Raw genomic sequence first — 25,803 nt, 5'->3', positions numbered from 1 at the left:
CGCGGGGCGGGCCCGGCCGGACGGCCCCGCGGCCCCGGCGCGCGGGGCGGGCGCCGGTCAGATGTAGATGGTGGGATCGGTCATGAGCTCGGGATCGACCTTGGGGTCGCGCACGCGGCTGGGCACGCCGACCGCGACATGCCCCTGGGGGACGTTCTTGATGAGCACCGCGTTGGCGCCGATCTTCGCGCCGTCCTCCACGGTGACCGGCCCCAGCACCTTCGCCCCGGCCCCGATCTGCACGTTGTTGCCGATCGTGGGGTGGCGCTTGCCGGGGTTCATGGAGACCCCGCCGAGCGTGACCCCGTGGTACATGAGGACGTCGTCGCCCACCTCCGCGGTCTCGCCGATGACCACCCCCATGCCGTGGTCGATGAAGAAGCGCTCGCCGATCTTGGCGGCGGGGTGGATCTCGATGCCGGTGAGATTGCGGGCGGCCTGGGACAGGGCGCGGGCAGCGAAGCGGTGCCCGCCGTTCCACAGCCGGTGCGCGGCCCGGTAGGCCCACACGGCGTGAACACCGGGGTAGAGGAGGGCGACCTCGGCGCTCGTCCGGGCGGCCGGGTCCCTGCGCCGCGCGGTGGCGAGGTCCTCCTTGGCCTGCGCCAGTAGGGAGCGGTGGCTGTGGGACATGACTCTCCTCGGTCGGTGGGGCGCCCCGATCGGGCGCGGGGGGCGGCTCGCGCCGTCGCCCCATGCCCCAACGCCGACGGCGATGATCCTGTTCCCGGGACCACCGCCGTCGGCCTGGGGCGCGCCCTCAGGCGTTGTGGGGCGACGGGCGGCTCAGTTGAGGTACTCGGCGTACAGCGGCGTGGAGAGGTAACGCTCGCCGGTGTCAGGAAGGACGGTGACGATCGTCTTGCCCTCCAGCTCCGGGCGCTGGGAGAGCAGGTCGGCACCCGCCAGGGCGGCGCCGGAGGAGATGCCCACGAGCAGGCCCTCCTCGCGCGCGGCGCGGCGGGCGTAGGCCAGGGCGTCGTCGGAGGAGACGTGCAGGAGCTCGTCCCAGATCCCCTGGTCGAGGACCTCCGGGACGATGTTCGCGCCCAGGCCCTGGATCTTGTGCGGGTTCCAGTTGCCCTCCTGGAGGAAGGGGGACTCGGCGGGCTCGATGCCGAAGATCTTGACGTCCGGCAACTCCTTGCGCAGCACCGTGCCCACGCCGGTGAGCGTGCCGCCGGTGCCGATGCCCGCGACGAAGACGTCGATCTTTCCGCCGGTGGCCTCGATGATCTCGCGGGCGGTGGTCTCACGGTGGACCTTGGGGTTGGCCGGGTTGGTGAACTGGGACGCCAGGATCGAGTTCGGGGTGGCGGCCTGGATCTCGGCGGCGCGCTTGGCGGCCCCGGCCACCCCGCCCTCGGTGGTCAGGACCAGCTCGGCGCCGAAGGCGCGCATGAGGGCCCGGCGCTCCTTGGAGAAGGTCTCCGGCATCGTGATGATGACCTTGTAGCCCAGGGCGGCCCCGACCATGGACAGGCCGACGCCGGTGTTGCCGCTCGTGGCCTCGATGATGGTCCCGCCGGGCTTGAGTTGCCCGGAGGCCTCGGCCGCGCGCACGATCGACAGGGCGATGCGGTCCTTGACGCTGCTGGCGGGCTCGAAGGCCTCGACCTTGGCCAGGACCGTGGCGGGGCCGGAGATGACGCGGTTGATGCGGACCAGCGGGGTGGAGCCGACGAGGTCGGTGACGTTCTCGGCGATGGAGGATGCGTGGGACATGGGTTCTCCTTGAGGTGTGAATGGTGCTCCGGGCCCATCGCGCTGACGCGCTCGGGGGCGTCCGGGAGGCGGAGGATGGTGAGGAATGATGGGGCGGTTCGCGGCCGCGATGGTGCAGGAATGGTCGAGGGGCCTGCGGTCCCGGAGCGCCGGGCATGCGCGCAGCGACGCGCGCACGTCTTGAGGAGCCTGGCGCTCTATCGACACAGGCTGCAGGAGGCGGACATCTCGCGCATGAGGCACGTGGCCGGCACGGGCATCATGGGGGTCCTCCTCTCGCGAATGGCGCCGTGAATGCGACATAATAACGGGCGCTGTGGGATAGACCCTAATGCCGCCCCGGTGGGGGGCGTCAAGCGGCTCGGATAGTGAGCGGGCCCGATCCGCCGTCAGCGGAGAGGGGGAAGCCCCGGGCGCAGCTCAGGCGGGTGATCACAGAGGTGATTCGACCAGTCTCGTGCCGGCCGGGGCCGGCCTGGCGCTGCCCGCGGTGAGCGAGGCGATGAGTTCGTCGGGGGAGGGGGCGCCGACCGGCGTGGACAGGAGGATGACGGCGTCGCTGGCCCCCCAGGACGTGCCCTCCACGGCCAGCGCGCCGTCGGCCGACCCCGCGGCGCGCAACTCGGCCTCCAGGCGGCCGGCCCGCGCCACCGGCACCCGCACCTCCCACAGCGCCCGCTCGCTGATGCTCACGCGCGCGGCCGCGGCGAGGGCCTGGGAGGCGGCCTCGGAGTAGGCGCGCACGAGCCCGCCGGTGCCCAGCAGGGTCCCCCCGAAGTAGCGGGTGACGACGACGGCCGCCCCGGTCAGCCCGCTGCCCCGCAGGACCTCCAGGATCGGCTGGCCGGCTGTGCCCGAGGGCTCGCCGTCGTCGCTGGAGCGCTCGATCGCGGGGGAGCCGGGGGAGGCAAGGGGGGCAGGGGAGGTGCCCGGCTGGGGGACGATGAAGGCGGAGCAATGGTGGCGGGCGTCGGGGTAGCGGGAGCGGATGCGGGCGATGAAGGAGCGGGCGGCGTCCTCGTCATCGGCCCGCTCGGCGCGCGCCAGGAAGTGGGATCGCTTGACCTCCAGGTCCGTTTCAGGCTGCTCGCCCGGCGCGAGCGTCAGTCGATAGGGCGCGGCGCCGCCAACGGGGGCGGGGTTGGCGGCGGGAATGGGGCCGCCGGCGGGGGCGGGTTTGGCGGGCATGGGGCGCTCGACGGGCATGGCGGTATGGTCGCATGAGCGCCCCCGGCGATCGCCGGGCTGGTGGCGGGCTGGTGCTGGACTGGTGCTGGGGCGCCCTGGAAGGGGCCTGGGCAGTGGTGGCGGGACAGCGGCGGTGCGGCGGCAGCGGCTGGGGGTCAGCGGTCGCAGGGCATTGGCCGCGGTGCGGCAGTGGCCGTGGGGCAATGGTGGCGGTGCGGCCGCGGAGGGCTGACGCGCCCCACCGGCGTCACCGGGGTCCCCTCGTTGGCGGGCCCGCGGCCGCGGAGGGCTGACGGGACCGATGTCACAGCTCTGGGCGCCGTCGTCAACTGGAAGCGGCTCGTGCTGACTGGCTATGGTGTCCCCTGGTCCTGTTTGCCGGGATCGGAAGATCCCAAGGAGTTTGAGAGGAGCGGGCCCATGGCAGTGCCGAAGCGGAAGATGTCCCGCAGCAACACCCGCAACCGCCGCTCGCAGTGGAAGGCCGAGCTCCCCCAGCTCGACACCATCAAGGTGAACGGCCGTGAGATCAGCGTGCCCCGTCGTCTGGTGAAGGCCTACAAGACCGGTCTTCTCGAGCACTGACGCGGCAGCGGACGGTGGCGCCGTCCGCCTTCTGCGGGTGTAGCTCAATGGTAGAGCCTCTGCCTTCCAAGCAGATTGCGCGGGTTCGATTCCCGTCACCCGCTCGATGAGGCCAGCGGGGCGCCCTCCACGGAGGGCCGCCCCGCTGCCGCATCCTCGGGCTGTAGCGCAGCTTGGTAGCGCGCCTGCTTTGGGAGCAGGAGATCGCGGGTTCAAATCCCGCCAGCCCGACTCGCATGCCGCCCCGCGCCGTTCTCGCGCGGGGCGCAGGTGTTGTGGCTCATGGGGTGCAGGTGTCGGCTCACGGGGCGCAGTCGTTCTCGCGCGGGGCGCCCTCTGTTGCTTCGACGCGTGTTTTTCGCTGGTATCGCGGGTTTCTCTCGTATCAGCGGCGGTTCGCCTCGAGTTCGTCCCAGGGCGCGTCGTGGTGGTCTGACCGGGGGCGTCATGATGGCGCCGGATGGGCGCTCGCCGGGGCCCGGCACGGCTGGCTGGGCCGTCGTGGGCGTCGTTCGGCTGTCGTGGGCATTGGTGAGCCGTCTGTGGTATCGGTGGGTCGTTGAGAGTACTGCGGGGAGCGTTGCTTTGGGCGGTCCAGTGCTGCTCTGGGTGCCCCAACGTTGCTTTGGGCGTCCCGGTGCTGCTGTGGGTGCCTGTGTGTTTGGGTGTCGAGTTGGCTGTCGTGGGCGCCGTTTGACCGTCGTGGGCGCCGTTTGACCGTCGTGGGCGTCGGTGGGACGTCTGCGGCATCGGTGGGTCGTTTGTGGCATCGGTGGGACGCTGAGAGCACTGCGGGGAGCGCTGCTTTGGACGTCCCAGTGCTGCTCTGGATGGCCCAACGTTGCTTTGGGCGGCCCGGCGCTGCTTTGAGCGGTCCAGTGCTGCTGTGGGTGCCTGTGTGTTTGGATGCTGGCTGGGGCGTCGTGGGCGCCGTTTGACCGTCGTGGGCGTCGTTCTCGGCTGTCGTGGGCATCGGTGGGCTGTCTGTGGCATCGGTGGGTCGTTGAGAGTACTGCGGGGAGCGCTGCTTTGGGCGGTCCAGTGCTGCTCCGGATGCCCCAGCGCTGCTTTGGGCGTCCCGGTGCTGCTGTGGGCGCCGGTGTGCTTGGGTGTCGAGTTGGCTGTTGTGGGTGCTGGCTGGGGTGTCGTGGGTGTCGTTCGACCATCGTGGGCGTCGTTCGGCTGTCGTGGGCATCGGTGGGCTGTCTGTGGCATCGGTGGGCTGTTGGGAGTACTGCGGGGAGTGCTGCTTTGGGCGTCCCAGCGCTGCTCCGGATGCCCCAGCGCTGCTCTGGACGTCCCCGATGATCCCGACGCCGGGCGGGGAGCATCGCCGGGGCGCCCCTCGCCGCCCGTTGGGTTGGCGCTGGGGTCGTGGCTGGCCCCGCCACGGGCGTCGACGGCCTTCCCGGAGCGCGTCGCCTCAGACCCCGTCGTGCAATCTTGAGTGAGTTGGACTCAACTTCTGGGAATACCTGCCTGAGCGGTCCTGTTGGCACGGGTGTGAGCGGTCAAGGACCTACTCGGAGGCCTTCAGCGCCCCCCGGGCCGGCCCGGCGCCGTACGAACCATCCGACAACAACCGTGAGCTACCGCAGGAGGAATATCATGGCTCGCACCCTCAACCCCTTCCAGGACATGGACCGGCTCTTCACGGACCTCACCCGCAGCCCCGCCGCCGTCGGCATGCCGATGGACCTGTTCCGCGAGGGCGACACGTTCTACGCGGAGATCGACCTGCCCGGAGTCGACCCCGCCAGCGTGGACGTCGACGTCGATGACCGCACTCTCACCGTGCGCGCGGAGCGCAAGGCCACCGCGGGCGAGGGGGAGCGCTCCTGGCTGACTCGTGAGCGCCCGACGGGGACCTTCGCCCGTCAGCTCACGCTGGGCAGCCGAGTGGCCCTCGATCGCATCGAGGCCGAGTACTCCGACGGCGTGCTCCGCCTGACGATCCCCATGGCCGAGAATGCCAAGCCCCGCAAGATCAGCGTGGCCCACGGCGACAACTCGAAGGTCATCGAGGCCTGAGCGGGGATTGATCCGTCGGGCCGTCTGGGCCCCGGATCGGTGGTGGGCCGCGGCCCCGCGCGGGGGAGCGTCCTCGTGCGGGGGAGCGTCCCAACGCAGGGCCGCTGCCTCGTGCAGGGCCGCTGCCTCGTGCAGGGCCGCTGCCTCGTGCAGGGCCGCCGCCTCGCGCAGGGCCACGTCCTCGCGCATCGCCGAGGGGGCTCGGCTGGCGGGTGAATGGCCGAACAGGTCCTCGCCCCGTGCGGCCGGTGCTAAGTTGAGGCGGACAAATCGTCCTGCCCCACCTGCCTCAGGAGCCCTGTCATGGCCACCGAGACCGAGCGCCAGTCCGTTATCGCCACCGCCCACCGCCGCTACGCCACTAGGGCCTTCGACCCTGACCGCCGCGTCTCGCCGGAGGACCTGCGCGCGATCCTGGAGGCCGGGCGCCTGGCCCCCTCGTCCTTCGGGTACGAGCCGTGGAAGTTCCTGGTGGTGCGCGACGAGGAACTGCGTGCCGAGCTCGCGCCCCTGGCCGTGGGCGCCGGCGCCGTCCTGCGCGGCGGGGCCGAGCTCGTCATCATCCTGTTCAAGAAGGGCGTGGTCCACGACAGCCCCCACGCCGCGCATATCGTCACCGACGTCCTCGGCGTCGACTTCGACCCCGACGCCGATCTGTCCCAGATGTTCAAGGGCTTCCAGGAGCAGTTGCTCGGCCTGTCCTCGCCCGAGGACGTCGATCACTGGGCTCAGCGGCAGACCTACATCGCGCTGGCCAACATGCTGTCGGCCGCCGCCGCCCTCGACATCGACTCCGTGCCCGTCGAGGGCTTCGCCGTGTCCGCCGTCACCGACCTGCTCGCGGCCCGGGGCCTCATCGATCCCGCCGAGTGGGGGGTGTCGGTGATGGCGGGTTTCGGGTACCGGGCCGAGGAGATCCGCCCTAAGCGCCGCCGCGATTACGACGAGGTCGTCCAGGTCATCGGCTGAGCCATGGGCCTGGCTGGTGAGATGAGCGGCGGGCGGCCGGCGCGGGCCCGCCAGTACGGACTATGGGCATGACTCCGAGTACCCCGCCCGCCCATCGCCTTCGGCTGCTCGACTACTGGTGGCTGCTCGAGCTGTTCAGCCCGCAGCAGGTCCCCAAGCGCACCAGGCCCGCCAGACGGGGGGATCGGCGCCAGGTCATCGAATGGAGACCGAGGCAGCCGTTGCCCTGGGAGACACTGACCCCCGAGGTGAGGCGTGACGGCACGAGGTTCGTGTGGAGGCACACCCTCTACCTGGGGGTCTACGACCTGGAGAGTACCTACCAGTACCTGCACCGCGCCTTCACTAACGACCGCGATGCCTTCGACGAGCGGCGCGGCGGTATCAGCGCCTGCGCGGGCGTGCAGGTTGACAGTGAAGGGCAGGTCGTGTCGGGCTCGGGGGTGCTGTCCTCCTCCCTGTGGGCCGTCGCCAGGCTCGCCGTGCATCTGCAGAGGCCGAGTTCGTCATGGGGCAGCGAGTTCGACGCCGCCCAGCAGGGCTTCGTCGCCGAGCTGGCTGAGCGTGGTGATGCCGAACCTGGCGCGCTCACCTCTCTCGCGCACCGCGCGTCGGGGATCGACGCCGTGGCCGAGCTCGCGAGCGAGCGCGTCGTCATCGAGTCCGTCCGTGTGCGCGAGGGCGGTGCTGGGGACGCGGATATCGACTTCCTCAACAGCTTCTTCCTCCAGGACCTTGCCGCTGTGCGCCAGGGCGTCGCGACCGGACGGTGCCCGGCGGCGCTGGCCTCATACCTTGCCGAGTCCGGGTCCCAGGTCCCGCAAGCGCCCGGTGGCCCGAGGATCGACGTCATGACTCACGACGACGTCGTCAACGCGGGGGTTGGCGCAGACCGGATTCCCGCGGGCCGATGGCCCTCGGCACCGCATCACACGCTCGCTCTCAGGCAGCAGTTCGCCGTCAACCGTGCCCTGCTAGACCTCGGTCCGATCCACGGCCTCATGGGGGTCAACGGTCCTCCGGGGACGGGAAAGACGACCATGCTGCGCGACATCGTGGCGGGCAACGTCGTCGAGCGGGCGAGGCGCCTGGCGGCGCTGGAGCGTGCAGACGACGCCTTCGTCGGGCAGAGCCTGCGGTGGATGTCGGGGCGCCACTCGCGTGTCGTGCACGCACTGCGTGAGGAGCTGACCGGCTTCGAGATGGTGGTGGCGTCGGCGAACAACATGGCCGTGGAGAACGTCAGCACCGAGATTCCCGGCGCTGGCGCGATCGACGAGCGGTGGCGTGGCCGCGCCGACTACTTCGCGGATATCGCGTCGGCGCTCCTCGCGGTGTCCGCTCCTCGAGGTGAGAAGGATGGCAAGGAACCGCAGGACCCCAGCGCCGGCTCGGGCGCACTCAGGCGGCACGAGGACGGCCAAGGGCGGGACGCCGAGGGCGCTCGTCGCCGGTGCGCCGCTCGCCCCGCGTGGGGGCTCGTAGCCGCACGACTGGGCAGCAAGAGGAACCGGGCTGCCTTCGTCAGCGAGTTCTGGTTCGACAAGATCGACTGGCGAACGAGGCGGCGCCGGCCTGGCACCGTGCCTCGCATGCAGTCACGGCTGAGGGACTGGGCGCGAGGAGGGGCGGCGCACCCGACCTGGCAGCAGGCCTGCGCCTCGTTCCGGCAGGCGGAGCAGCGCGTGGCCGGCCTCGTGGCGGTGCGGCGCGAGGCTCAGGTTTGCCGTGAGCGCCTCGGGCAGCTGCGCGGTGAGCAGGACCGGGCTGATGAGGAGATGCACCGCCTGGGCGGTCTCCTGGCGGAGGCCACTGAGGGACTGCGCGGGTGCGAGCAGGCCCTGAACGAGGCCCGGGCGCAACGTGACGTGGCGGCACGGGTCCGCGACCGACACGTGCAGACGCGTCCTGGTCTCCTCGAGATGCTGCTGACCCTCGGGCGTGCGACCCGCGAGTGGCGCAGCGCTCTGGCCCCGCTCGATGAGCGTCTACGGGTGGCGGAGGAGGCCGAGCAGGGGCTCGGCCAGCAGGCGGCGCGCCTGGGCTGGCAGGCGGAGGCGCTGCGGCGTGAGCTGGGGGACGCCCAGGACGTCGTCGAGCGGCTGCGTCGCGAGGAGAGGGACCTGCGTGCCCGGTTGGCTGACCACCGTGAGCGACTGGGGCGGGCGTACCCCGGCCCTCAGTGGGCCGGGGCGCAGCGTGAGTTGCGCGCCCCCTGGCTCGACGCCGAGCTCGACGAGGCCAGGTCGGAGCTGTTCCTTGCGGCACTGCGCCTGCACGAGGACTTCCTGGCGAACGCCGCCGGGAAGATGCTGGAGAGTCTGCGTGCTGCGATGGAGGTCGTCAGTGGTGAGGCCCCGAGCACGCTGCCTGAGGAGACGGTTCGCGCCGCCTGGCAGAGCCTCTTCCTCGTCGTCCCGGTGGTCTCCACAACTTTCGCGTCCTACGGTCGTATGTTTGCGAGGCTCGGCCCGGAGAGCCTGGGGTGGCTGCTCATCGACGAGGCGGGCCAGGCGGCCCCGCAGTACGCCGTCGGGGCGATGTGGCGCTCGAAGCGTGTGGTAGCTGTTGGTGACCCCCTCCAACTCGAGCCGGTGGTGACGATGCCGCGCAAGGCCATGCTCGATATTGCTGCCGCGTACGGTGTCGATCCGTCGTGGATCCCGCCGCGGGCGTCGGTGCAGAGCCTCACCGACCGGGTCTCCCGCTGTGGGACGACCCTGCGTCAGGGCGAGCGCCCCGTGTGGGTCAGCTCGCCGTTGACGGTGCACCGGCGGTGTGATGAGCCGATGTTCAGCCTGTGCAACACGATGGCGTATGACGGCATCATGATCAGCGGAGTCGGGTCCCGTGCGAACCCCGGTGACGTCTTCGACGGCCCCGACGGTCCTCGTGTGCTGCGCAGCCAGTGGATTGACGTTCCTGCCAACACGCCAGGATCGAACGCCCAGCCCAGCCAGGTCGACAGGCTGCGGATACTCATCGCTGACCTCCGGCGCCAGCAGGTGAGCCCGAAGCGGATGATTGCGATCTCCCCGTTCCGGGAGATGGCCCATGAACTGGAGGGGCTCACGCACGAGTATCCGGGGCTTCACGGCGGCACGATCCACACTGCACAGGGCAGGGAGGCCGACGTCGTCTTTCTTGTCCTGGGAGGGGATCCCAATCGGCCGGGGGCCAAGGCGTGGGCGGCGCAGACGGTCAACCTTGTCAACGTCGCGGCGAGTCGCGCGAAGCGCCGGCTGTACGTCATTGGGGATCGGGCCGCGTGGGCGCAGCACAACTACTTCTCCCAGTTGTCAACGGCGCTGTCAGAGGGCGGGGATGGAGCGGTCAGGACGCCCAGCTGAAGCTCTCCTTCCCGCGCCGACCTCGAAGAAGCGCCTCACGATGCCGCGGTACTGGCCCGCGCAATCGACCTGGTAGGAGGCGAGGCCCTCGGAGGGAGGGCTTGGAGTCGTGCGCGGTGCCCTGGGCGGCGCCGTGACCGAGGGCGACGACGGCGCCCACCCGCCCGGTGGTGGCGGCACGCGTGAGGGGCGCCAACGGGTGCGAGAATGGGGACTCGGGGAACACCGGGACGCGAGCCGAGGGATCACATGGATGCGAACGAGACAACGACCGACAGCGGTCGCGCCGAGGATGACGCCACCCAGGCGCCCGGGGTGGAGGCCTCAGGGGCCCTCGTCGAGGTCCTGCCCGGGCTGATGGTCGCCTACGGCGGGATCGACCTGAAGGCTCTTGGCGCCGAGGTACTCGACGTCGATATCACGGCCGCTCCTGACCTGTCGGATAAGGTCGCCGGTGCCCTCGCCGGGGCGAACCTCGTGGCGCAGGGGGCGCAGGCAACGCTGAGCGCTCGCGGGCTCGTGAGGCTGGCCCCCGAGACGCTCCAGGCGCTGAGGGCCGCTCATCCCGTCGTCGCCGACGGGTGGAACCTCGGCACGCTGGTGGGCAAGGGCGGGCGATTCACCCAGTCCGTCCGGTGGCTGCCCGCCACCAGCGCGCAGGCGGTGACGGTCCTGGCGGGCCTGGGGCCGGCCCTGGTGCTCGCCGCGATCAGCGCCCAGGCCTCCGCCCTCGCCTCGACGGCGGGCCGGATCGAGAGCAAGCTCGACGCGATTCTGGCCAAGTTGGAGAGGCGGGACCGATCAGATCTCAAGGCGCTTCTCCGGGATGCGCGCGTGATCTTCGAAGAGATCTGCGAATTCGGGTTTGAGCACGCCGAGACGCGGAGCAGGATTGATACGTTCGTCGGTCGCGGCGACCTTGGCAAAATGTACGAGCGGTACCTCGACAATGCTCGTGAGCACGTGGAGAAGAGTGTGCTAAGCGGTGCGGACCTACGCAAAACGTCAGGTCGGATCGCCTCCGACGTTCGTGCGCTCATCGCGGTGTGGCGGGCGTGCGATATCATCGGCATTCTGAGTATCGGTTCCCTCGCTGAGGCAGGAGCGGAGAAGGAGAAGTTACTCCTCTCCAGAGCCGAGGAGATCAATTCCGCTGTGGACCAGCGTCATGGTGAGGTGACCGCGGCCGTCTCCTCCCTGCGCTCGCGAGCCCATCTCCTCCTCATCGAGGAGGAGACCCCGGGTCGTGTAGGTGAGGCGAAGAAGCGCGTCGGGGGAACCGCGAAAAAGGTCGCCCAGAGGCTGCCCTTCCTAGAGACGGACAGTGCCCCGACGCTTCGTGACGCCGTCGGCACGATCGACAAGGCCATCGACTCCTTCGACGACGCGCGCCTCGCCGCTCCCGGGGAACTGAGCCCAGAGATCCAGGACGGAGGCGCCAACGCGAAGAGCCTGTGCGAGGCACTGCGGTGGCTGCTCCCGGCCGACGAGGAACTCCTCGCCCTGGTGGAGGCCGACCAGAGCGCGGGCCACCTCGTCGTGACGAGCCACCGCTGGGGGCATGTCACGCTTCGCGACCTGCTGGCTCCACAGTCCGACGCCCTTAAGCCCTTGGAGGACCTGCGTTACGTCGTCGACTCCAAACTCAAGGACTCCAGGCGGCGCGTGGAGATCGTCACGCGCGAAGGTGTTACCCCCGTCGAGTTCAAGGGGGTAGAGGAGGGCACGGATCGCGCCAGCGCCGTCGACCGGACGCTCTCCCTGCTGCGAACCGCGATGAACCTGCCCGATGACGAGCGCGAGCACGACCCGCTCCTGTGCCAGCCACGGCCGGCTCGTGTCGTATTGCCGTCGGCGGACGCCTGACGGGACCGGGAGGAGCAATACGTGCAGGCGCTGGAGGTAGCGGTCGTCGCCATCACCGGACTCGTCCTGGTCCTGGCTGCCATCCGACGGCCCCGCCGAGGACGGTGGTGGCCGGAGGGGACCCGATGGCCCGCCCCCGAGACGGCGATGGCCATCGCACTGCTGGCGCCCCTCGTCCTCCACCTCCTCGTCGACGGCTACCGCACCGTCATGATCCCGGCCTACACGGTGTGCGCCGGCCTTCTCCTACTGCTCGGGCTGCGCGCCCGCAGGGCGGGCAGGATCCCGACCCTGTCCGAGGCGCGCCGGCACCCGCGGCTGCGAGCGCTGGGCCGCGTCATCGCCGTGCTGCTCGGGCTCATCGCGCTGGCCACATCGGCCCTCAGCGCCACCCTCCTGCCCGTCTTCGAGCTTCCCGCCCCCGAGGGCCCCTACGCCGTCGGACGCACCGACCTGCACCTGACCGATATGCGGCGTCAGGAGTGGGCCACCAGCGCCGACGACGACGTGCGTGAAGTGGTCGCCTCCGTCTGGTACCCCGCCGAACCCGCGGCCGCTCGCGGCGCCGCCACCGAGGTCCTCGGTGACGAGATCGCCCAGTCCGTCGCGGGCTCGGTGGCGGCCGCGGTGCCCTCCCTCAGGACGGCGGCCGACGTGCTGGGCGCGCCGCTCGACCACCTCCAGCGGATCGCGACCCACGCGGTGCGCGACGCCGAGGCCGCAGCCCACGACGGGGACGGGTTCCCGGTCGTCCTGTACTCACCCGGGCTGGCCTCCAGCCGCTTCGAGAACGTGGCGCTCATGGAGGACCTGGCCAGTCGTGGCTACGTCGTCGTCGCCGTCGACCACCCCTACACCTCGGGATCCGTGACCCTGGCGGGCGGCGCGGAGGCCACGGTCGACCCTGTGCTCCTGGGACCAGGGAGCGACGCCACGGTCAGAAAGAGGCTCAACGACTGGATCGACACCCGCGTGGAGGACCTGTCAACGGTCCTGGACCACCTGGCCGCGCTTGAGACGCGCCCCGGCAGCGTCCTCCAGGGCGTCATGGACCTGGAGACCGTGGGGGCGGTGGGCTTCTCCCTCGGGGGCGACACGGTGACGCAGGCGCTCACCCAGGAGCCCCGCCTGGACGCCGCCGTCAGCCTCGACGGCCCGTACCTGGGGAAGGTGTCGACGACGGGCGTGCCCGCCCCGTTCCTCAACGTCATCGCGGCGGACCACCTCACCGACCTCGAGCAGGACCTGGAGACCGAGCAGGAGACGGGCATAGCCAGCGACTCCCTCAACCGCTACCGGGGCACGATGTCGAGCGCGAGCGGCCCGGTGTGGGTGGCCTCCGTCGAGGGTACGACGCACCTGAGCCACACCGTGTTCCCGCTCATCTCCCCGATCCTCGGCGGCGAGGCCGGGACGGGACGCGCGCAGGTGGACACCGTTGAGACGCTGGTGGTCGACTTCCTCGACCACGCTCTCGCGGGCGCCCCGGCGCGCCTGCTCGGCCAGGGAGGAGACATCCCGCTGACGACCCGTTTCCTGCCCGACCCACGGGTGCCCAGGACCTGATCAGGACGCCGCCGAACTGGGGCGGCGGGAGGCGATCCGCTTGGCTGTGAGCACTTGAGGCAGTAGCGCCCCGTGCAACGGTTCAGCCCGCCCCGGTTGGGAGCGGTCTGGTCTCTTTCTGGCTCAAGGAGGGCGGCGGTGAAGAGGCCGGAGCCGGAGACGCTGACTACAGCTCGTTGAGATAGTGGGGGCGCGCCTTCATGGAGTGAATGATCAACTCGTAACCGTCGTCAAAGACAAGGGATACGAGTTCCAAGAGGCGACCGGCCGGATCGACGGCGATCATGAGCCAACGACGCGGGTCATCCTCGTCGTCAAGCGGGCGCGAACTCAGTACGTGGGAGGCCGCATAGCGAACGGCGTTGTCATCGAGATGATCGCGGCGGTAGTGCTTGCGGGCCGAAGGATGCAGGTCAGGCACTGTGCGCCCACTCGCGCACGGCTGCTCGGACTGCGTCCGAGCGCGTGGCCAGGCCCTCGGCCTTGCCTCTGGCCATCAGCGCCGCGAGGGTGGCCTCGTCGAGTCGAACCGGAACAACGACACCAGGCCCCTCACCTACCGGCGGGCGGCCGCGACGCGCCCTGGGCAACTGTGACAGGTCGTAGCCGTCCTCGGCCTCGTCAGCCCAGGCCTGAATCTGCTCGTCGCTCACGATCCTGCCGTGAAGGAGATGCTCACCCACACACGTAGTGTATACGAAATACCTTTGAGGTGTGACGTGGGGACGGGCGCGTCACACTTGACCAGCGATCCCCTCCAGCAGCGGGCTGGCCTGCCCGCTCCAGGAGATGGCGAGCTGGTCGCGGGCGCGGGTGGCGGCCACGTACAGCAGGGAGCGCTCACGCAGGAGGGCGTCGTCGTGGTCGGCTTTCGAGTACTGCTGGTCGCGCAGCGCGCGGGGGATCGAGGCCTCTGAGACGTCGAAGAGCAGGACCTTGCGGAACTCCAGGCCCTTGGCGCGGTGCATGGTCATCACCACCGGGCGCCCCCGGCCTATCGCCTCCCTGTCCACCGGGCGCACATCGACGCCCCGCTCAGCCAGGCCCGTAGCAACCGCGTCGCGCTGATAGCGGTCGCGAACGAGGATCGCGATGCTCTGAGCACCCGCCTCGCGCTGCTCGCCTTGCTCCGTGAGCCAACCGCGCAGCAGCTGGGCGGCGTGGTCGAGCTCTTCGGCTCGGGACTGCGCGCGCAGCAGGACCGGTTCTGGCCCGGATCGTGGTGAGACGTACCGATGCTCCTCGGCGCGCCCCTCCATGTCCTCATACGACCCGGCGTCAAGGATTTCGAAGGCGGCGCGCAGGTTCTGGCGGGTCGTGCGGTAATTGCGGGTCAGTCGCCGGGACCTGCCCCGGATATTGATCCCGTAGTGGCTCAGCGTGATCTTCTTGCCGTAGATCCGCTGGTGGGAGTCCTCGGCCAGGAAGAGGTCATTCGGCCCGGGCTCGACGAGCGCGCGCAGGAGCAGCAGGTGCGCCGGGCTGAGGTCCTGCGCCTCATCGACGAGCACATGATCGAAGGGCCGCGCCCCACCCTGCGCCGCCTCGCCGTCGAGCCAAGCGGCGGCCAGGGCGAGCTGCTCGGCGAAGGAGGTGACGTCCAGTTCCGCGCTGCGGTCCCGGTAGCGCTCCATGGCCGCCCACACCGCGGCTCGCTTGCGACGATCGAGTGCCACGCCCCTACCCGGACGGCGCACGCGCAGGTACTGCTGGAGGGTCGTCACGTGCTGCGGCAGCACGACGAGCTCGTACTCGGAGGCGAGGAATTCCGCTGACTGGAGGCCGGCGGGCAATCCCTCACCCATCGATGCGAGAACGTCGTCCCATATGTCGTTCCTGGCGTATGCGAGGACTCGGGCGCGGTGCCGGCCCAGAACAAGTTCGGCGACCGGCGCGATGCCCTCCCCGGCCCGCTGGAGGATGGCCCGGGCCACCTTGTCCAGGCCGGAGACGAGCACGCCGGGCTCGCCGACCTTCTGGGTGAGGGTCAGCCCCGGCTCCAGCTCGGCGAGCTGGCGGCGCAGGTCGTCAGCGAGGTTGCGCGTGAAAGTGGTCAGGAGGATGCGCGTGGCGTCCGCTCGTTGGCCACCGCGGCCGCTCCCAGGAGCGTGGGAGTGAGGCAATCCCCGCTTCATTCCGGCCATTCGCCCGGCCAGGGCGGCCGTTCGGTGCACGGTGACAACGGTCTTGCCCGTCCCGGCCCCACCGGAGATCCGCATCGGGCCGTTGGAATGCCGCTCCACCAGGTGGCGCTGCCGGGGGTGGAGGAAGAGCTGCCATTGCGCGAAGGTGAGGCCCTCGATGGCGCGGCGCAGGTCCTCATCGGTCTCCAGCCACGTGAAATCAGCGCGAGAGGCCCTGCGAAGCAGGCCCGCGATGACCTCGGCGTCAGAGGGCTCAGCGGTGACGTCCCGCGGGTGGAGGAGCTCGAAGTCCTCACGCACTCCCTCGATGCTCGTCCCCGTGGCCAGCGCCAGCAGCGCCTCGCCCTGCCAGGAGGGGGAGGCGGTGGCCGCCAGGTCGAGCAGCTCGGACTCTCGGCTGGCGGCGAGCGCCGCGGCGGCGAGGCGAACGTCGATGCCCAGCTCGTCGCGCAGGGACTCCACCGTCAGACCATCCGGCCACACCGGACGATCATCACGCGTTGCCACGATGACGCCGGGTATCGCCGCCTCGGCCCCAGATGCCGGCGCCCCACTGGCAACCCTAGGCCGGGTGGGGATGGAGGGCACGGAGGGCGCGGAATCGGCCTCCATGCGGCGGCGCGCCTCAGCATTGCCGGCCTCGAGGCGCGCGGCCTCGCGGGCGATCTCCTCAGCCTCCTGCCGGGCGGCCTCCAAGCGGCGGCGGGCATTGTGGCGCGCTTGATCAACAGCATGATCGTCCTGGCCTGCGGCGTCACGCAGGTCGGTGATCTGAGCGGTGCCGTTGTACGGGTTGATGCCGACCGTCACTGTCCTGGCGATGGCGATGGCCTCGTCATGCGGCCAGATCCCGTGGATGACGTAGACGGGCTCGCCGCCGCCATCGAGCTCGAAGAGCACGGCCCGGTAGAAGTCGGTGACTCGGGCGGTGCGCACCCTGCGGTCCGCCGACTCCCTGATGGGCTCGACATGGAGACCAAGGCTCGTGGTCCCAGCGGAGAGCTTGGTGATGAAGGGACCGATCTTCGAGCGCAGGGAAGGATCCTTGTGAGTGGCGTCCTTGGCCTTGTTGCTGGGCCAGACGATGGCGGGCATATCAGCGTCCTTCCAGAAGCGAGCGGATCTCGTCGGCGGTGACGGCAGCATCATCCCCCACGGCTGTGACACGCCAACCGGCTTCTTGGAGTGCAGCGACCGCTGCGTCATCTGAGTCGAGTACGACGGCGACGCGCTGCTCCGGCCACGACAACTCGGTCATGACACCGTTGGCCTCCTCCTCACCCTCCCGTGCGAAGCGCACCCCGGCCTCGGCCAGGTGGGGCAGGAGGGCCAGGACCTGGGGTGCGGCGAGCTCCCGGTCGATGCCGTCCCAGCCCAGGTCGGCCATCGCCCGCGTGCTGGGGCTGGCCTGGGAGGCGGCCCGCGTGCGCATCTGCTCCACGGCCAGGCTCGTCGTCGTGATCTCCACGGGCACGTCCGCCAGGGCCAGGACGTTGCCGAGCCTCAGCCATGTCAGCCAGGCGTCGTGGTGCTCGGGTGCGGCCAGCGCCTGCTCGGAGTCGTCGATGACCAGGGCCATGCCGGTGGTGCTTGTGCCGCTGAGCTGGATGGCAAGGGCCACGTGCGGGCCGTGGAAGACGGCACCGGAGACCGACGTCGCGGGGGACAGCGGGGCGGGCAGGTCCTGGGTGGGCAAGAGCGCATGGACCGCTTCCCAGGCGGGGTCCGCTTCCGGGCGCGCGCCCGGCGCGTAACTGAGGGCGGAGCCACCGAAGAAGGTGACGTGCCCGGCGGCACCGAGGACGAGCGGCCCCCCGATCGAGACAGCGAGAGCGGACAGGGCCGCTGACTGTGCGCCGACGCCGGTGGCGTCCTCGTGCAGCATGGCGGTGAGCAGTGCCATGGGTCCGCCGCGCCAGACCTCGATCGCCTCGTCGGTGACGGCGGCGGCGCGGGCCGCGACCAGGCTGCCGTTCTTGAGCGCGGCGGTGGCCTCATCACCGAGCCACTGCGGGTTCCACGGGCCGTCGAGGTCGGCTGCGGCGAGGGCGACGACCCGGTAGCCGTGGGCTCGCAGGGCGGCGCGCTTGCTCGCGTCGTCGGCGAGGCGGTTGTGCTGGCGGCTGGCGTGGTAGTTGAGCCCGTCGGTGTAGACGGCGATGGGGGAGCGCCCGCTCACGTGCAGGGCGGTGAAGTCGGGACGAGTACGCCCCACGTTGAGTTGGGGCCGCAGCCGCCACCGGCCGCCGTCGAGCTCGAGGGCCGGCGCCCCTGAGGCATCGCCGATGACGCGCACGCTCATCCGGGCCGAGAGCAGTTTCTTGAGTTCGGTGCGGAAGCGCGCCTCCAGGGGGCTTTCGCCGTGCCCGGCGCGCACTTGCTCGTCGGTCACCGTCCACCGGGGCTCGGCCGGCTCGAGGTCCGCGGCGGGCTCGCCCGCGTCCAGGCCGAGGATGAGGCGCAGGGCGCGCAGGGCGGAGGCGCGGGAGATCTTCCCGAGGGTGTCGCTCATCGGGTAGGGCTGCAGGCAGCGGTGGCACAGGTCCTTGCCCTCAGCCGCGCAGGGGCAGGTCTCCAGGCGCTGGGCGGTGCGCGTCAGCAGGCTCCAGATGACGGTGGGATCCTCGAAATCGGTGAGGTAGCCAGTGCCGCCGGGCACGAGGTCGTGCACGAGCAGGGCCAGGCGGGTCTCGCCGGGGGAGCCATGGGGCACGGGATAGGGGACAGTGATCACGCCCAGGTGGTCGGGCGCACCGCCGGTGGTGATCTCCAGCCCGAGCTTGAGGGCGCTGGCCAGGGAGGCCACCCCGATCGGATCGGAGGCGAACTCCTGGGGAAGGACGAGCGCGATCGCCTCAGTGACGAGGTCGCGCATGAGATCGATCTGGATGACGTGCTCGCGCGGGTCGCCGCGGTGCTCGCACCAGGCGCGGTGCTCTCTTGGAGAAGAGGTCCCGGTGCTGGTGTCGAGCTTGCCGCAGGCCTCGCACAGACGGAAGCCGCGAGCGCGCACCGGTGAACTGCTGACCTGGTCGACGCACTGTCCCGGCAGGGCCCGTCCGGTGTTGAGCCATCGCAGGGGCAGGTTCCTGTACCGGCTGAGCCCGAGCCCGGTGGCCTCGACACTCCACTGCCTCTCAGCGCGCGTGGGGTCGAGATCGGCCAAGGGGAGGACCTCGAAGCTCAAGGATGCCCGCTCGTCGCGAGCGTCGCCGATCCGGGCGTCGTCCCGGGCGACGTCGGCGAAGACACGGGTCAGGCGCAGGACGCGTCGGGCCCGCCCGACGTCGGCGATGCGGGTGTCCCCGCAGCGCGGGCACTGGCTCGGGGCGGAGGGCGGCGCGTCGGAGGGGCCGTCGTCCTGGACGTAGCCGCAGGAGGCGCAGGCCAGCCACCAGCGCGCCTGCGCAGCCAGGCCTGAGGAGTCCACCCCGTCGATGCGCATCTCCATGCCGTGGGTGTAGAAGGTGGCGCCGGGGGCCAGCTCGCGCAGGGCGTGGGTGGAGGCGCGGTCGAGGTCGTAGGGCTCGGTCTTGAACTCCTCAGTCTCCGGGTCGCGCCAGGAAACGCGGGCTGACAACCGGACGGCATCGTCGATGAGGGCGTAGTTGGGCAGGACGCCGTGCCGCTCAAGGGCTGAGACCCAGTGCTCGTCGCTCAGGTCGTGGAGCCGGGAGACGATTGCCTTGCGAGCGCCGGTGGCGGCGCGCCGGGCACGCTGGTCCTCCTCGGTGGCGTTGGGACCTTCGGTGGCGGCGATGAGCTCGGGCAGGGCCGTCTTGATCTGCTCATCCTGGTGGTTGAGCTGCTCAATCTCGGCCTGGTGCTCCCGGGCGGCCCGTTCAAGCATGAGGCGAGGGCCGGCCCCGTTGTCGGCGCTCACCCAGTCCGTGAGCCGGTCCAGCGCGGGTGTGCGGTCGGCGAAGGTGCTGGTGAAGGCGGCGGCGAGTAGCTGCCCGTCGCGGCTGATCCGTTCGCTCAGGGCGCCGATGAGCGTGTCGTGCCCGCGCGTGGTCAGGGCGACGGATGCGGTGGCCCGCTGCCTGCGCCCGCCGGGAACCGCGGGGTGGCCCTCACGGGTAAGAGTGTCGATGACGTAGGCCAAGAACTGGCGGCGCAGTATCTCCTCGGCGCCCAGATAGGTCGATGGCGGGGCGACAGCGCCGTCGAGCAGGTGGGCGGGGTCCTCCAGGAGGCGGATCTGGTTGGGGAGCCCGCGAACGTAGGCCAGTGCGAGGGCGGAGCCGCTGCGGCGGCCAGCGCGACCGACCCGCTGCACGTAGGAGGCGACCGTGTCCGGCAGGGAGCCGAGCATGACGGTGGACAGATCCCCGATGTCGATGCCCATCTCCAGGGTGGGGGTGGCCACGAGGACGTTGGGGTCTCCGGGCTGCTGGATGGGGCGCTTGAACCCTTGCTCGACTGCGGCCCGCTTGTTGGCGCCAAGTAGGGAGGTGTGCTCGTGGGCGTCCACCCGCCGCACGTGTGTGGCCGTGTACATGCTGCGGTAGAAGCTGTCGGCGGGGTGCTGGGTGGCGGCCAGGCGCCCGGGGCAGCGGGCGACCAGGCAAGGCGCGCCGGTGAGCTGCCCGACGGTGGCGCGCGCGGCGGGCAGTTGACTTCGGCAGGTGTCGCACACGAGGAGGAGTTCCTCCTCACAGCCGTCCGGCAGTGGGGTGAGGAGGATCCGGTCGGCGGGGATGCCGTAGACGGTGCCGCCGGAACTGGTGCGGGTGGTTGACAGGATGCCGGCCTCGGCGAGGCGGGCGAGCAGGGCGGCGGCGAGGCGCGCCGCGTGGGAGCTAGTGACGCTCAGGCAGGTGCGAGCCCAACTGGCGTACCACGACTGTGCGTTGGTGACCTGAACGAAGGCCGAGTGACGGGTGTCGATGCGCCCACCGACCTGCGGGAAGGAGGGGGCCGAGCGTCCGGCGGGGAAAGCGGGTTGCCCCTGGCCGCGATCGCGCTTGTACCAGATCCACAGGCGCCCGCCGTCCTCCTTCTTGTAGGTCTTCAGCCACTCGTGGTCGATGGCGCCGTCGCGACGCATGCGCTCCAGCGTGCCGCGGGCCCAGGCGAGCAGGTTGGCTTCGGTGAGGTCGTCCAGGCCGGGCAGGGTGTCGTGGTATTGGCCCCGGCCGCCGTCCAGGGCTGTGCGGGCGATCCGGACCAGGTCCGTGGGCCGACCGGCGTCCACGTGGACGGTCAGGGATCCGGTGGCTTCCAGGGTGCGGCCGTACGTGGATTGGAGGCCCACCTCTAGGGCGATGTCGAACAGGAGGCGACGGCGCACGTACTTCGCGGCGGTTCGGCGTTCGCCGGGGCGGGAGCTGGGGTCCCAGTAGGGCTTGAACCGCGGGTGCTCGGCGAGAGCGGCGGGGACCAGGCGGTAACGGTCGAAGGCGTCTGCCGCCGCGGCGTCGAGGGCGGCGTCGGCCCAGTCGGTCAGGGTCGTCTCGGTGTTGAGGGCGCCGCGCAGTGCGGAGCGCAGGCTCATGGTGTGGGAGCGCTGGTCGACGAAGCCGGCCCGGTGGGCGGCGTCCTGGACGGAGTCGGTGAAGATGAGAGCGCGCTTGTCGGCGTCGTCGAGGGCGTCGTCGCCGAAGAGGGTGGTGAGGCTGACGGATAGGAGGGTGGCGACGGCGGAGCCGAGGAAGCGGATGGAGTCCGCGGTCCCGCAGGAGGGGCAGACGTCGTGGGTGGTGTCGTCGGCGATGGAGCGCTCGTCGCCGGTGAGGACGAGGACGGGCAGGTAGCGGCCCTCGCGGGCCTCCAAGGAGCCCTCCTCGGGGATGCGGGTGAGCAGCTCGCGGTCGGCGACGGAGTACCAGCGAAGCCCGGGATGGTGTCGGGCCGGATCCGGCTCCCCGGCCTCGACCCGGCGACGGTAGTCGGCCTCCTCCCCGGGGGCGGCGAGCAGCGCGCGGAAGCGGGTGTCGCCGAGGAGCCGGTCGCGGCGCACCTCGCTCTGGTCGACCTTCTCCCCCTGACCCGTGGGGGCGAGGCTGATGCCCCATCCGGAGCGGCCGCAGGAGCGGCAGTACAGGGCGGGGCGGGCGGGGACCTCCTGGGATGACTGGTCGGCGGAATCGGACCAGCGGAACGCGGGGCGGGTATCGAGGAGACGGTCCACGCGAGTGACTTCACGGATCCACAGGGTGATCTCGACGCCTACGGCGCCGCGGTCAGGGGCGCCGTTCAGCCCCGCCCGGATTGCGGACAGAGCGGCGAGGAGCACTGCCAGGGCTTGACGGCCGATGGCGGGGTCGGTGAGCTGGGCGGGGGAGAGGGCGGAGGCGGCGATCTCGGCCAGGGGCGTGGCGCGCTTGGCGCGGCTGATCAGATCGATGACGTCGGGGTGAGCCTGGATGGCGTGGGCGAGATCGGTGGTGATGAGGCCTGCGATGCGGTCGGCGGGCTGGCTCTCCTGCGGCCGGTAGAGGATGGGGGCAATGTCGGCGAGGAGTCGCTCGGGGTGGGTGACGGGCCTGCGGGCGAGGCCGGCCAGGTGAGTGAGGTCGGCGGGGGGCAGCGCGGTGAGGCGGCGGGCTTTCAGGCCGAGGGCGGTGGTGGCCTTCTTGTGGGGTTCAGCCCAGGCGTCGAGGCTGGTGCGGGTCTCGGTGACGACGGCCTCGGTGGGCAGATCGGCGCCGAAGACGTCGCGGGCGAAGGCGAGCATGCGGGTGGGGTCCCCGTTGTCGCCGAGGGTGGCGGAGGTGGCCACGGGGCACAGGGGACCCAGCGGGGAGTGCTCGTAGTCGGCCTGGCGGGGGTCGTCGTCGGCCAGGTGGGCGCGCAGGGTGAGGCCGAGGCGTCGCAGAAGCATGGCGACGTCGGTGCCCTGGGCGCCGTCGTAGGTGTGGAACTCGTCGAGGACGAGGTAGGTGAGGGAGGAGGCGGACGCGCTCCACAGGGCCCTGTCCTCCGGGCGCAAGAGGAGGTGGTCGAGCATCTTGTAGTTGGTCAGGAGGATGTCCGGCGGGTCGTCGCGGATGACGTGACGGTCGGTGATGAGGGAGGAGGGGGTGACGCGCGCGGTCGGGGCGGCAGAGGCGTCACCGGTGTAGAGGGCGGCGCGGATGCCGGTGAGCGAGGCATCGAAGGTGAGGAGACGGGCGAGGCGACCGGCCTGGTCGGAGGCCAGGGCGTTCATGGGGTAGAGGATGAGGGCCTTGAGGCCGGTGACGCCTTCGGCGCGGGCGCGCAGCACGTGGTCGAGCACGGGGTGGAGGAAGGCCTCGGTCTTGCCGGAGCCGGTGCCCGTGGTGATGAGGGTGGGCTGGGGGCGGTGGCCGTTCTTGGTGGTGAGGCGCTGGTAGGCCTGTTCCTGATGGCGGTAGGGCGTGAGGCCTGGGTCCCAGTCGAGGGCCTCGGAGCGGGCGCTCGCCGGGACGTAGGGCAGGCGGAGGCGGACGAAGGGGCCGACGAAGACGCCGTCGTGCTCGTCGTGGAGGAAGCCGGTGAGGGCGCGTCGGGGCTCGGCATCCGTCAGCGCGAAGGTCGTTGAGAGGTAGTCGACGACGGCGGCGCGGATGCGCTCGGCCTGGAGGCTGGGGAGCAGGAGGGGCATGGTGCTGTGGTCAAGGGCAGAGAAAGACGGTGGCTGGTGATGGGCTCGTGGGCCTGAGACGAGGCTAGCGCAGTGACACGAAGCCGTAGGCCTGGCTGCCGAGCGAGGGTGTCTGTGCTGGAGGCCCAGTCCACCTGGCTGTCATGCGCTCCCGGTCAACGCTTCCTCTTGATGGGCCCGAAGTCGAGGGGGTGTGGCCGTACATGCGGGCGTGCGTGAGGTGTCGAGGTTCTGGCGTCGATGACCCCCATGGGGTACATTTGTTGCAGTAAACCTGCGTCATCCGGATCGAGGTTGTGATGCTGCGGTACTTGCGGGTCCAGAACTGGAAGTCCTACTACGAGCCTGTTGAGTTCACGATGGTGGCTACGCGTGAGCGCCGCCATGGTGAGCGCCTGGCGAAGGTCGGTCGCTCCCGGATCCTGCCTGTGGCGGCGGTCTACGGGGCAAACGCCTCGGGCAAGTCCACGCTTGTCGACGCGTTGGAGGCGTTACGGGGTCTCATCCTTCAGGCACGGCCCGTCGGGGCGATGCTGCGGCTGACGCCCCACCTGCTCAAGGGTGCGGGCGAGCCGACGTCGTTCACCATCGAGTTCGTCACCGGCGCACCTCGGCCGGATGGTGTGGGTGAGGACCGCGTGTTCCTGTACGAGGTCGTTGCCGACCGGCGTCGTATCCATCGTGAGTCCCTCGTTGAGGTGCGTACGCGAACCGAGGAGGTGATCTTCGAGCGTGACGAGAACGGGGTCGAGCTGTACGGGGACCTCGATGAGGACGTGAGGGCGAACGCGCACAAGACGGTGATCGCGGACAACGAGACCTTCCTCGGCGTGCTGGGCGGGGATACTGGTGTGCTGGGCGCGGACGCCGAGAGTGCCGTGGCTCTCGCCTACGGATGGTTCGACCGGCATCTCGCGGTCATCCACCCGGGAGCTGAGTACGTGCACCTGCCGAGCCGGTTGGAGGTTGACAACGTGTTCGCTGACGCGATGAACGCCGGTCTCACGCGAGCGGACACGGGTATCTCAAGGCTGGACTTCGAGGACATGCGTGTCGGAGCCCTGTCGCTTCCTGCGGATGAGTTGGATGAGCTCGTTGAGTCGCTGCGGGAGGCGGGTGGCACTGCCATGCTCTCAACTCGCGGTGGCGACCATGCCCTCCTGACCCTCGACGACGACGGGGAGCCGGCGGTGCGGCGGCTGGTTGCGCGCCACGAGGTGGAGACGGGACCGGGCGCACAGGACCGGAGGTCCTTCAGCCTGCCCCTGCGTGAGGAGTCCGATGGGACTCGGCGCTTCATGAACCTCCTGCCGATCCTCTTCCAGCTGCGGGAGGTGGATGAGCGCAGCGTCTTCGTTGTGGACGAGCTGGAGAACTCCATGCACCCCCGGCTCACGGAGGAGCTCATCGCCTCCTTCCTTGATGGGCTGGGACCGGAGGGGCGGCGCCAGCTCATCTTCACGACGCATGAGATCCAGCTCATGCGCGCCGATCTTCTGCGCCGTGACGAGATCTGGCTCGCTGACAAGGTCGATGGTCAGTCCGAGCTGACGCGGGTGTCGGACTATGCCGACGTGGGGGTTCGCAAGGACGCTGATCTCCTGGGCTTCTATATGTCCGGCCGCATCGGCGGCGTCCCCCGGGGCTGAGGGGCGGTCGTGGCCAAGAAGCGCAAGACGTCATGGAAGGACGTAGGGCGAGGCTCGCGTCGAACGGGCGTGCGGCAGCCTCGTGAGGTCATCGACCTCATCGTCGAGGGCGAGACGGAGAAGGCCTACCTGCAAGCGCTGCTGGATCACAGGTACCCTGGCGTGTTCGCCCCGCAGTGGCATCGCTCGGGATCGGCGGCTTCTCGCACCTCTCTCAAGGGTCTGTTGGACAAGGCTCGGCGGGCGGAACGTGAGGGACGTTGCCAGGGGGTGATCTGGGTGGTGTGCGACGTCGATAAGAACGAGGTGCATCGCGAGTTGCTTGAGAAGTGGCGGAAGGATAGCCCCGCTCATCGGAGCGCCTTCCAGGCGGTGTCGATCGAGGGCTGGATTCTTCAGCACCTCACAAAGCCGTCTCGACCGACGAGCAGTGGGGAAGCCCTCAGTCTCGTCAGCAAGCAGTGGGAAGACTATGCGAAGGGCAGGATGATCCCGGCGTGGTTGATTGAGCAGACGGATGAGGCGTGCCGGCGGGAGTCTGTCTTCCTTGATGGTGCGCGGAATGACGGAGTGTGGCCGATGGATCGCTCATCTCAACTACCGCTTTTCATCGCCTACCTGGATGAGCAGGCTCGGGTGCGAAGGCAGAATCCCCCGGGGTAGGTGGGGTGTGTCCTTGAGGCGGTGCGGGCAGGAGGCGCGGCATTAGACGGAGATGTTCTACGCCTCCTTCTACTCATCGGTGGTCCTCGATTCCACGACCAGCCAGAACTATCCCACAACTCAAATCCTGTTTGCCAAAATTGGTCGGATTCACCGGGTGATCCATGAGTTGTATCAGGCGGGCAAACGAAAGGTAGCCCTCAGCTTCATCGAGGGCAACTTTCGTCCCTGCTCCGAGCTTGTTTCGCAGGAGGCCCGTCTCGGGATCGAGATATGGGTCGACGAACTCAGTCGAGGCCATAGCGGGCGCGGGCGCGGGCCACCAGCTCGTCAGAATCGATGCGACCGGCGATGTACTCGCGGGCGTCCTGGCGGCCGGATTCCGTCACTGTCAGGCCCTCCATCTCAACGCTGTGGATTGCCTCGGCCACGCGCAGGTACCGTTCGGCAGCGGTCGTCGCGATCGTTGCAGTCGTCGTAGCCATGGGACGCTCTCC

Annotated in this window: 16 protein-coding genes and 2 tRNA genes; 10 read left to right on the top strand and 8 right to left on the bottom strand. The window is 70.2% G+C overall.

Annotation, left to right across the window (positions count from 1 at the left end; all coding sequences use genetic code 11):
• Positions 1-57 precede the first annotated feature (57 nt).
• The 3 genes from epsC to GVV76_RS02695 all read right to left on the bottom strand — a co-directional run bounded on the left by epsC (position 58) and on the right by GVV76_RS02695 (position 2,931).
• Positions 58-633: a serine O-acetyltransferase EpsC gene (gene epsC, locus GVV76_RS02705; RefSeq protein ID WP_159524336.1), complete on the bottom strand. Its 576-nt coding sequence runs from the start codon at positions 631-633 to the stop codon at positions 58-60.
• Positions 634-786: 153 nt separating this feature from the next.
• Positions 787-1,725 carry a cysteine synthase A gene (gene cysK / locus GVV76_RS02700; protein ID WP_159524337.1) on the bottom strand — a complete coding sequence of 313 codons (939 nt, stop codon included), beginning with the start codon at positions 1,723-1,725 and terminating at the stop codon, positions 787-789.
• A gap of 432 nt (positions 1,726-2,157) precedes the next feature.
• Positions 2,158-2,931 carry an IMPACT family protein gene (locus tag GVV76_RS02695; RefSeq protein WP_159624817.1) on the bottom strand — a complete coding sequence of 258 codons (774 nt, stop codon included), beginning with the start codon at positions 2,929-2,931 and terminating at the stop codon, positions 2,158-2,160.
• A gap of 402 nt (positions 2,932-3,333) precedes the next feature.
• Here GVV76_RS02695 and rpmF point away from each other — a divergent pair, with 402 nt between their 5' ends.
• The 8 genes from rpmF to GVV76_RS02655 all read left to right on the top strand — a co-directional run bounded on the left by rpmF (position 3,334) and on the right by GVV76_RS02655 (position 13,280).
• A complete protein-coding gene (rpmF, locus tag GVV76_RS02690; protein WP_073451189.1) occupies positions 3,334-3,498 on the top strand; it encodes a 50S ribosomal protein L32 in 165 nt (54 codons plus the stop codon).
• A gap of 33 nt (positions 3,499-3,531) precedes the next feature.
• Positions 3,532-3,602, top strand: a tRNA-Gly gene (locus GVV76_RS02685).
• Between the two features lie 53 nt (positions 3,603-3,655).
• Positions 3,656-3,729, top strand: a tRNA-Pro gene (locus GVV76_RS02680).
• Between the two features lie 1,377 nt (positions 3,730-5,106).
• A complete protein-coding gene (locus GVV76_RS02675; RefSeq protein WP_159624815.1) occupies positions 5,107-5,529 on the top strand; it encodes an Hsp20/alpha crystallin family protein in 423 nt (140 codons plus the stop codon).
• 303 nt (positions 5,530-5,832) lie between these two features.
• Positions 5,833-6,498 carry an NAD(P)H-dependent oxidoreductase gene (locus tag GVV76_RS02670; RefSeq protein WP_159624812.1) on the top strand — a complete coding sequence of 222 codons (666 nt, stop codon included), beginning with the start codon at positions 5,833-5,835 and terminating at the stop codon, positions 6,496-6,498.
• Between the two features lie 68 nt (positions 6,499-6,566).
• Complete coding sequence (locus tag GVV76_RS02665) at positions 6,567-9,848, top strand: DEAD/DEAH box helicase (RefSeq protein WP_159624810.1); 3,282 nt, start codon at positions 6,567-6,569, stop codon at positions 9,846-9,848.
• Positions 9,849-10,097: 249 nt separating this feature from the next.
• Positions 10,098-11,714 (top strand): hypothetical protein, encoded by a 1,617-nt coding sequence (locus GVV76_RS02660; RefSeq protein ID WP_159624808.1) that lies wholly within the window; start codon positions 10,098-10,100, stop codon positions 11,712-11,714.
• 21 nt (positions 11,715-11,735) lie between these two features.
• Positions 11,736-13,280 (top strand): alpha/beta hydrolase family protein, encoded by a 1,545-nt coding sequence (locus GVV76_RS02655; protein ID WP_159624806.1) that lies wholly within the window; start codon positions 11,736-11,738, stop codon positions 13,278-13,280.
• Between the two features lie 166 nt (positions 13,281-13,446).
• Here the strand turns inward: GVV76_RS02655 and GVV76_RS02650 are convergent, their stop codons facing one another.
• The 4 genes from GVV76_RS02650 to GVV76_RS10555 all read right to left on the bottom strand — a co-directional run bounded on the left by GVV76_RS02650 (position 13,447) and on the right by GVV76_RS10555 (position 22,994).
• Positions 13,447-13,701, bottom strand: coding sequence for a toxin (locus GVV76_RS02650; RefSeq protein WP_236263165.1), 255 nt, complete (start codon positions 13,699-13,701; stop codon positions 13,447-13,449).
• Positions 13,694-13,933: a ribbon-helix-helix domain-containing protein gene (locus GVV76_RS02645; protein WP_201288709.1), complete on the bottom strand. Its 240-nt coding sequence runs from the start codon at positions 13,931-13,933 to the stop codon at positions 13,694-13,696. The genes GVV76_RS02650 and GVV76_RS02645 overlap by 8 nt, the downstream gene beginning before the upstream one ends.
• 81 nt (positions 13,934-14,014) lie before the next feature.
• Positions 14,015-16,519 (bottom strand): 3'-5' exonuclease, encoded by a 2,505-nt coding sequence (locus tag GVV76_RS02640; RefSeq protein ID WP_159624801.1) that lies wholly within the window; start codon positions 16,517-16,519, stop codon positions 14,015-14,017.
• Between the two features lies 1 nt (position 16,520).
• On the bottom strand, positions 16,521-22,994 hold the full coding sequence (locus GVV76_RS10555) for a DEAD/DEAH box helicase (protein WP_159624799.1): 6,474 nt from the start codon (positions 22,992-22,994) through the stop codon (positions 16,521-16,523).
• 299 nt (positions 22,995-23,293) lie between these two features.
• Between GVV76_RS10555 and GVV76_RS02630 the strand changes: the two genes are divergently transcribed.
• Complete coding sequence (locus GVV76_RS02630; protein ID WP_159624797.1) at positions 23,294-24,643, top strand: AAA family ATPase; 1,350 nt, start codon at positions 23,294-23,296, stop codon at positions 24,641-24,643.
• A gap of 9 nt (positions 24,644-24,652) precedes the next feature.
• Complete coding sequence (locus tag GVV76_RS02625; RefSeq protein ID WP_159624795.1) at positions 24,653-25,306, top strand: RloB domain-containing protein; 654 nt, start codon at positions 24,653-24,655, stop codon at positions 25,304-25,306.
• Between the two features lie 287 nt (positions 25,307-25,593).
• Here the strand turns inward: GVV76_RS02625 and GVV76_RS02620 are convergent, their stop codons facing one another.
• On the bottom strand, positions 25,594-25,791 hold the full coding sequence (locus GVV76_RS02620; protein ID WP_159624793.1) for a hypothetical protein: 198 nt from the start codon (positions 25,789-25,791) through the stop codon (positions 25,594-25,596).
• Between the last annotated feature and the right edge of the window lie 12 nt (positions 25,792-25,803).

This window comes from Actinomyces sp. zg296 (assembly GCF_009829695.1).
Lineage (GTDB): Bacteria > Actinomycetota > Actinomycetes > Actinomycetales > Actinomycetaceae > Actinomyces > Actinomyces marmotae.
The sequence above is the reverse complement of the archived record's forward strand: the minus strand, read 5'-3'. Positions and strand labels throughout refer to the sequence as shown.

Coding starts and splice junctions, on each gene's coding strand:
- epsC (WP_159524336.1), bottom strand. CDS start 633: ATGTCCCACAGCCACCGCTCCCTACTGGCGCAGGCCAAGGAGGACCTC.
- cysK (WP_159524337.1), bottom strand. CDS start 1,725: ATGTCCCACGCATCCTCCATCGCCGAGAACGTCACCGACCTCGTCGGC.
- GVV76_RS02695 (WP_159624817.1), bottom strand. CDS start 2,931: ATGCCCGTCGAGCGCCCCATGCCCGCCAAACCCGCCCCCGCCGGCGGC.
- rpmF (WP_073451189.1), top strand. CDS start 3,334: ATGGCAGTGCCGAAGCGGAAGATGTCCCGCAGCAACACCCGCAACCGC.
- GVV76_RS02675 (WP_159624815.1), top strand. CDS start 5,107: ATGGCTCGCACCCTCAACCCCTTCCAGGACATGGACCGGCTCTTCACG.
- GVV76_RS02670 (WP_159624812.1), top strand. CDS start 5,833: ATGGCCACCGAGACCGAGCGCCAGTCCGTTATCGCCACCGCCCACCGC.
- GVV76_RS02665 (WP_159624810.1), top strand. CDS start 6,567: ATGACTCCGAGTACCCCGCCCGCCCATCGCCTTCGGCTGCTCGACTAC.
- GVV76_RS02660 (WP_159624808.1), top strand. CDS start 10,098: ATGGATGCGAACGAGACAACGACCGACAGCGGTCGCGCCGAGGATGAC.
- GVV76_RS02640 (WP_159624801.1), bottom strand. CDS start 16,519: ATGCCCGCCATCGTCTGGCCCAGCAACAAGGCCAAGGACGCCACTCAC.
- GVV76_RS10555 (WP_159624799.1), bottom strand. CDS start 22,994: ATGCCCCTCCTGCTCCCCAGCCTCCAGGCCGAGCGCATCCGCGCCGCC.
- GVV76_RS02630 (WP_159624797.1), top strand. CDS start 23,294: ATGCTGCGGTACTTGCGGGTCCAGAACTGGAAGTCCTACTACGAGCCT.
- GVV76_RS02620 (WP_159624793.1), bottom strand. CDS start 25,791: ATGGCTACGACGACTGCAACGATCGCGACGACCGCTGCCGAACGGTAC.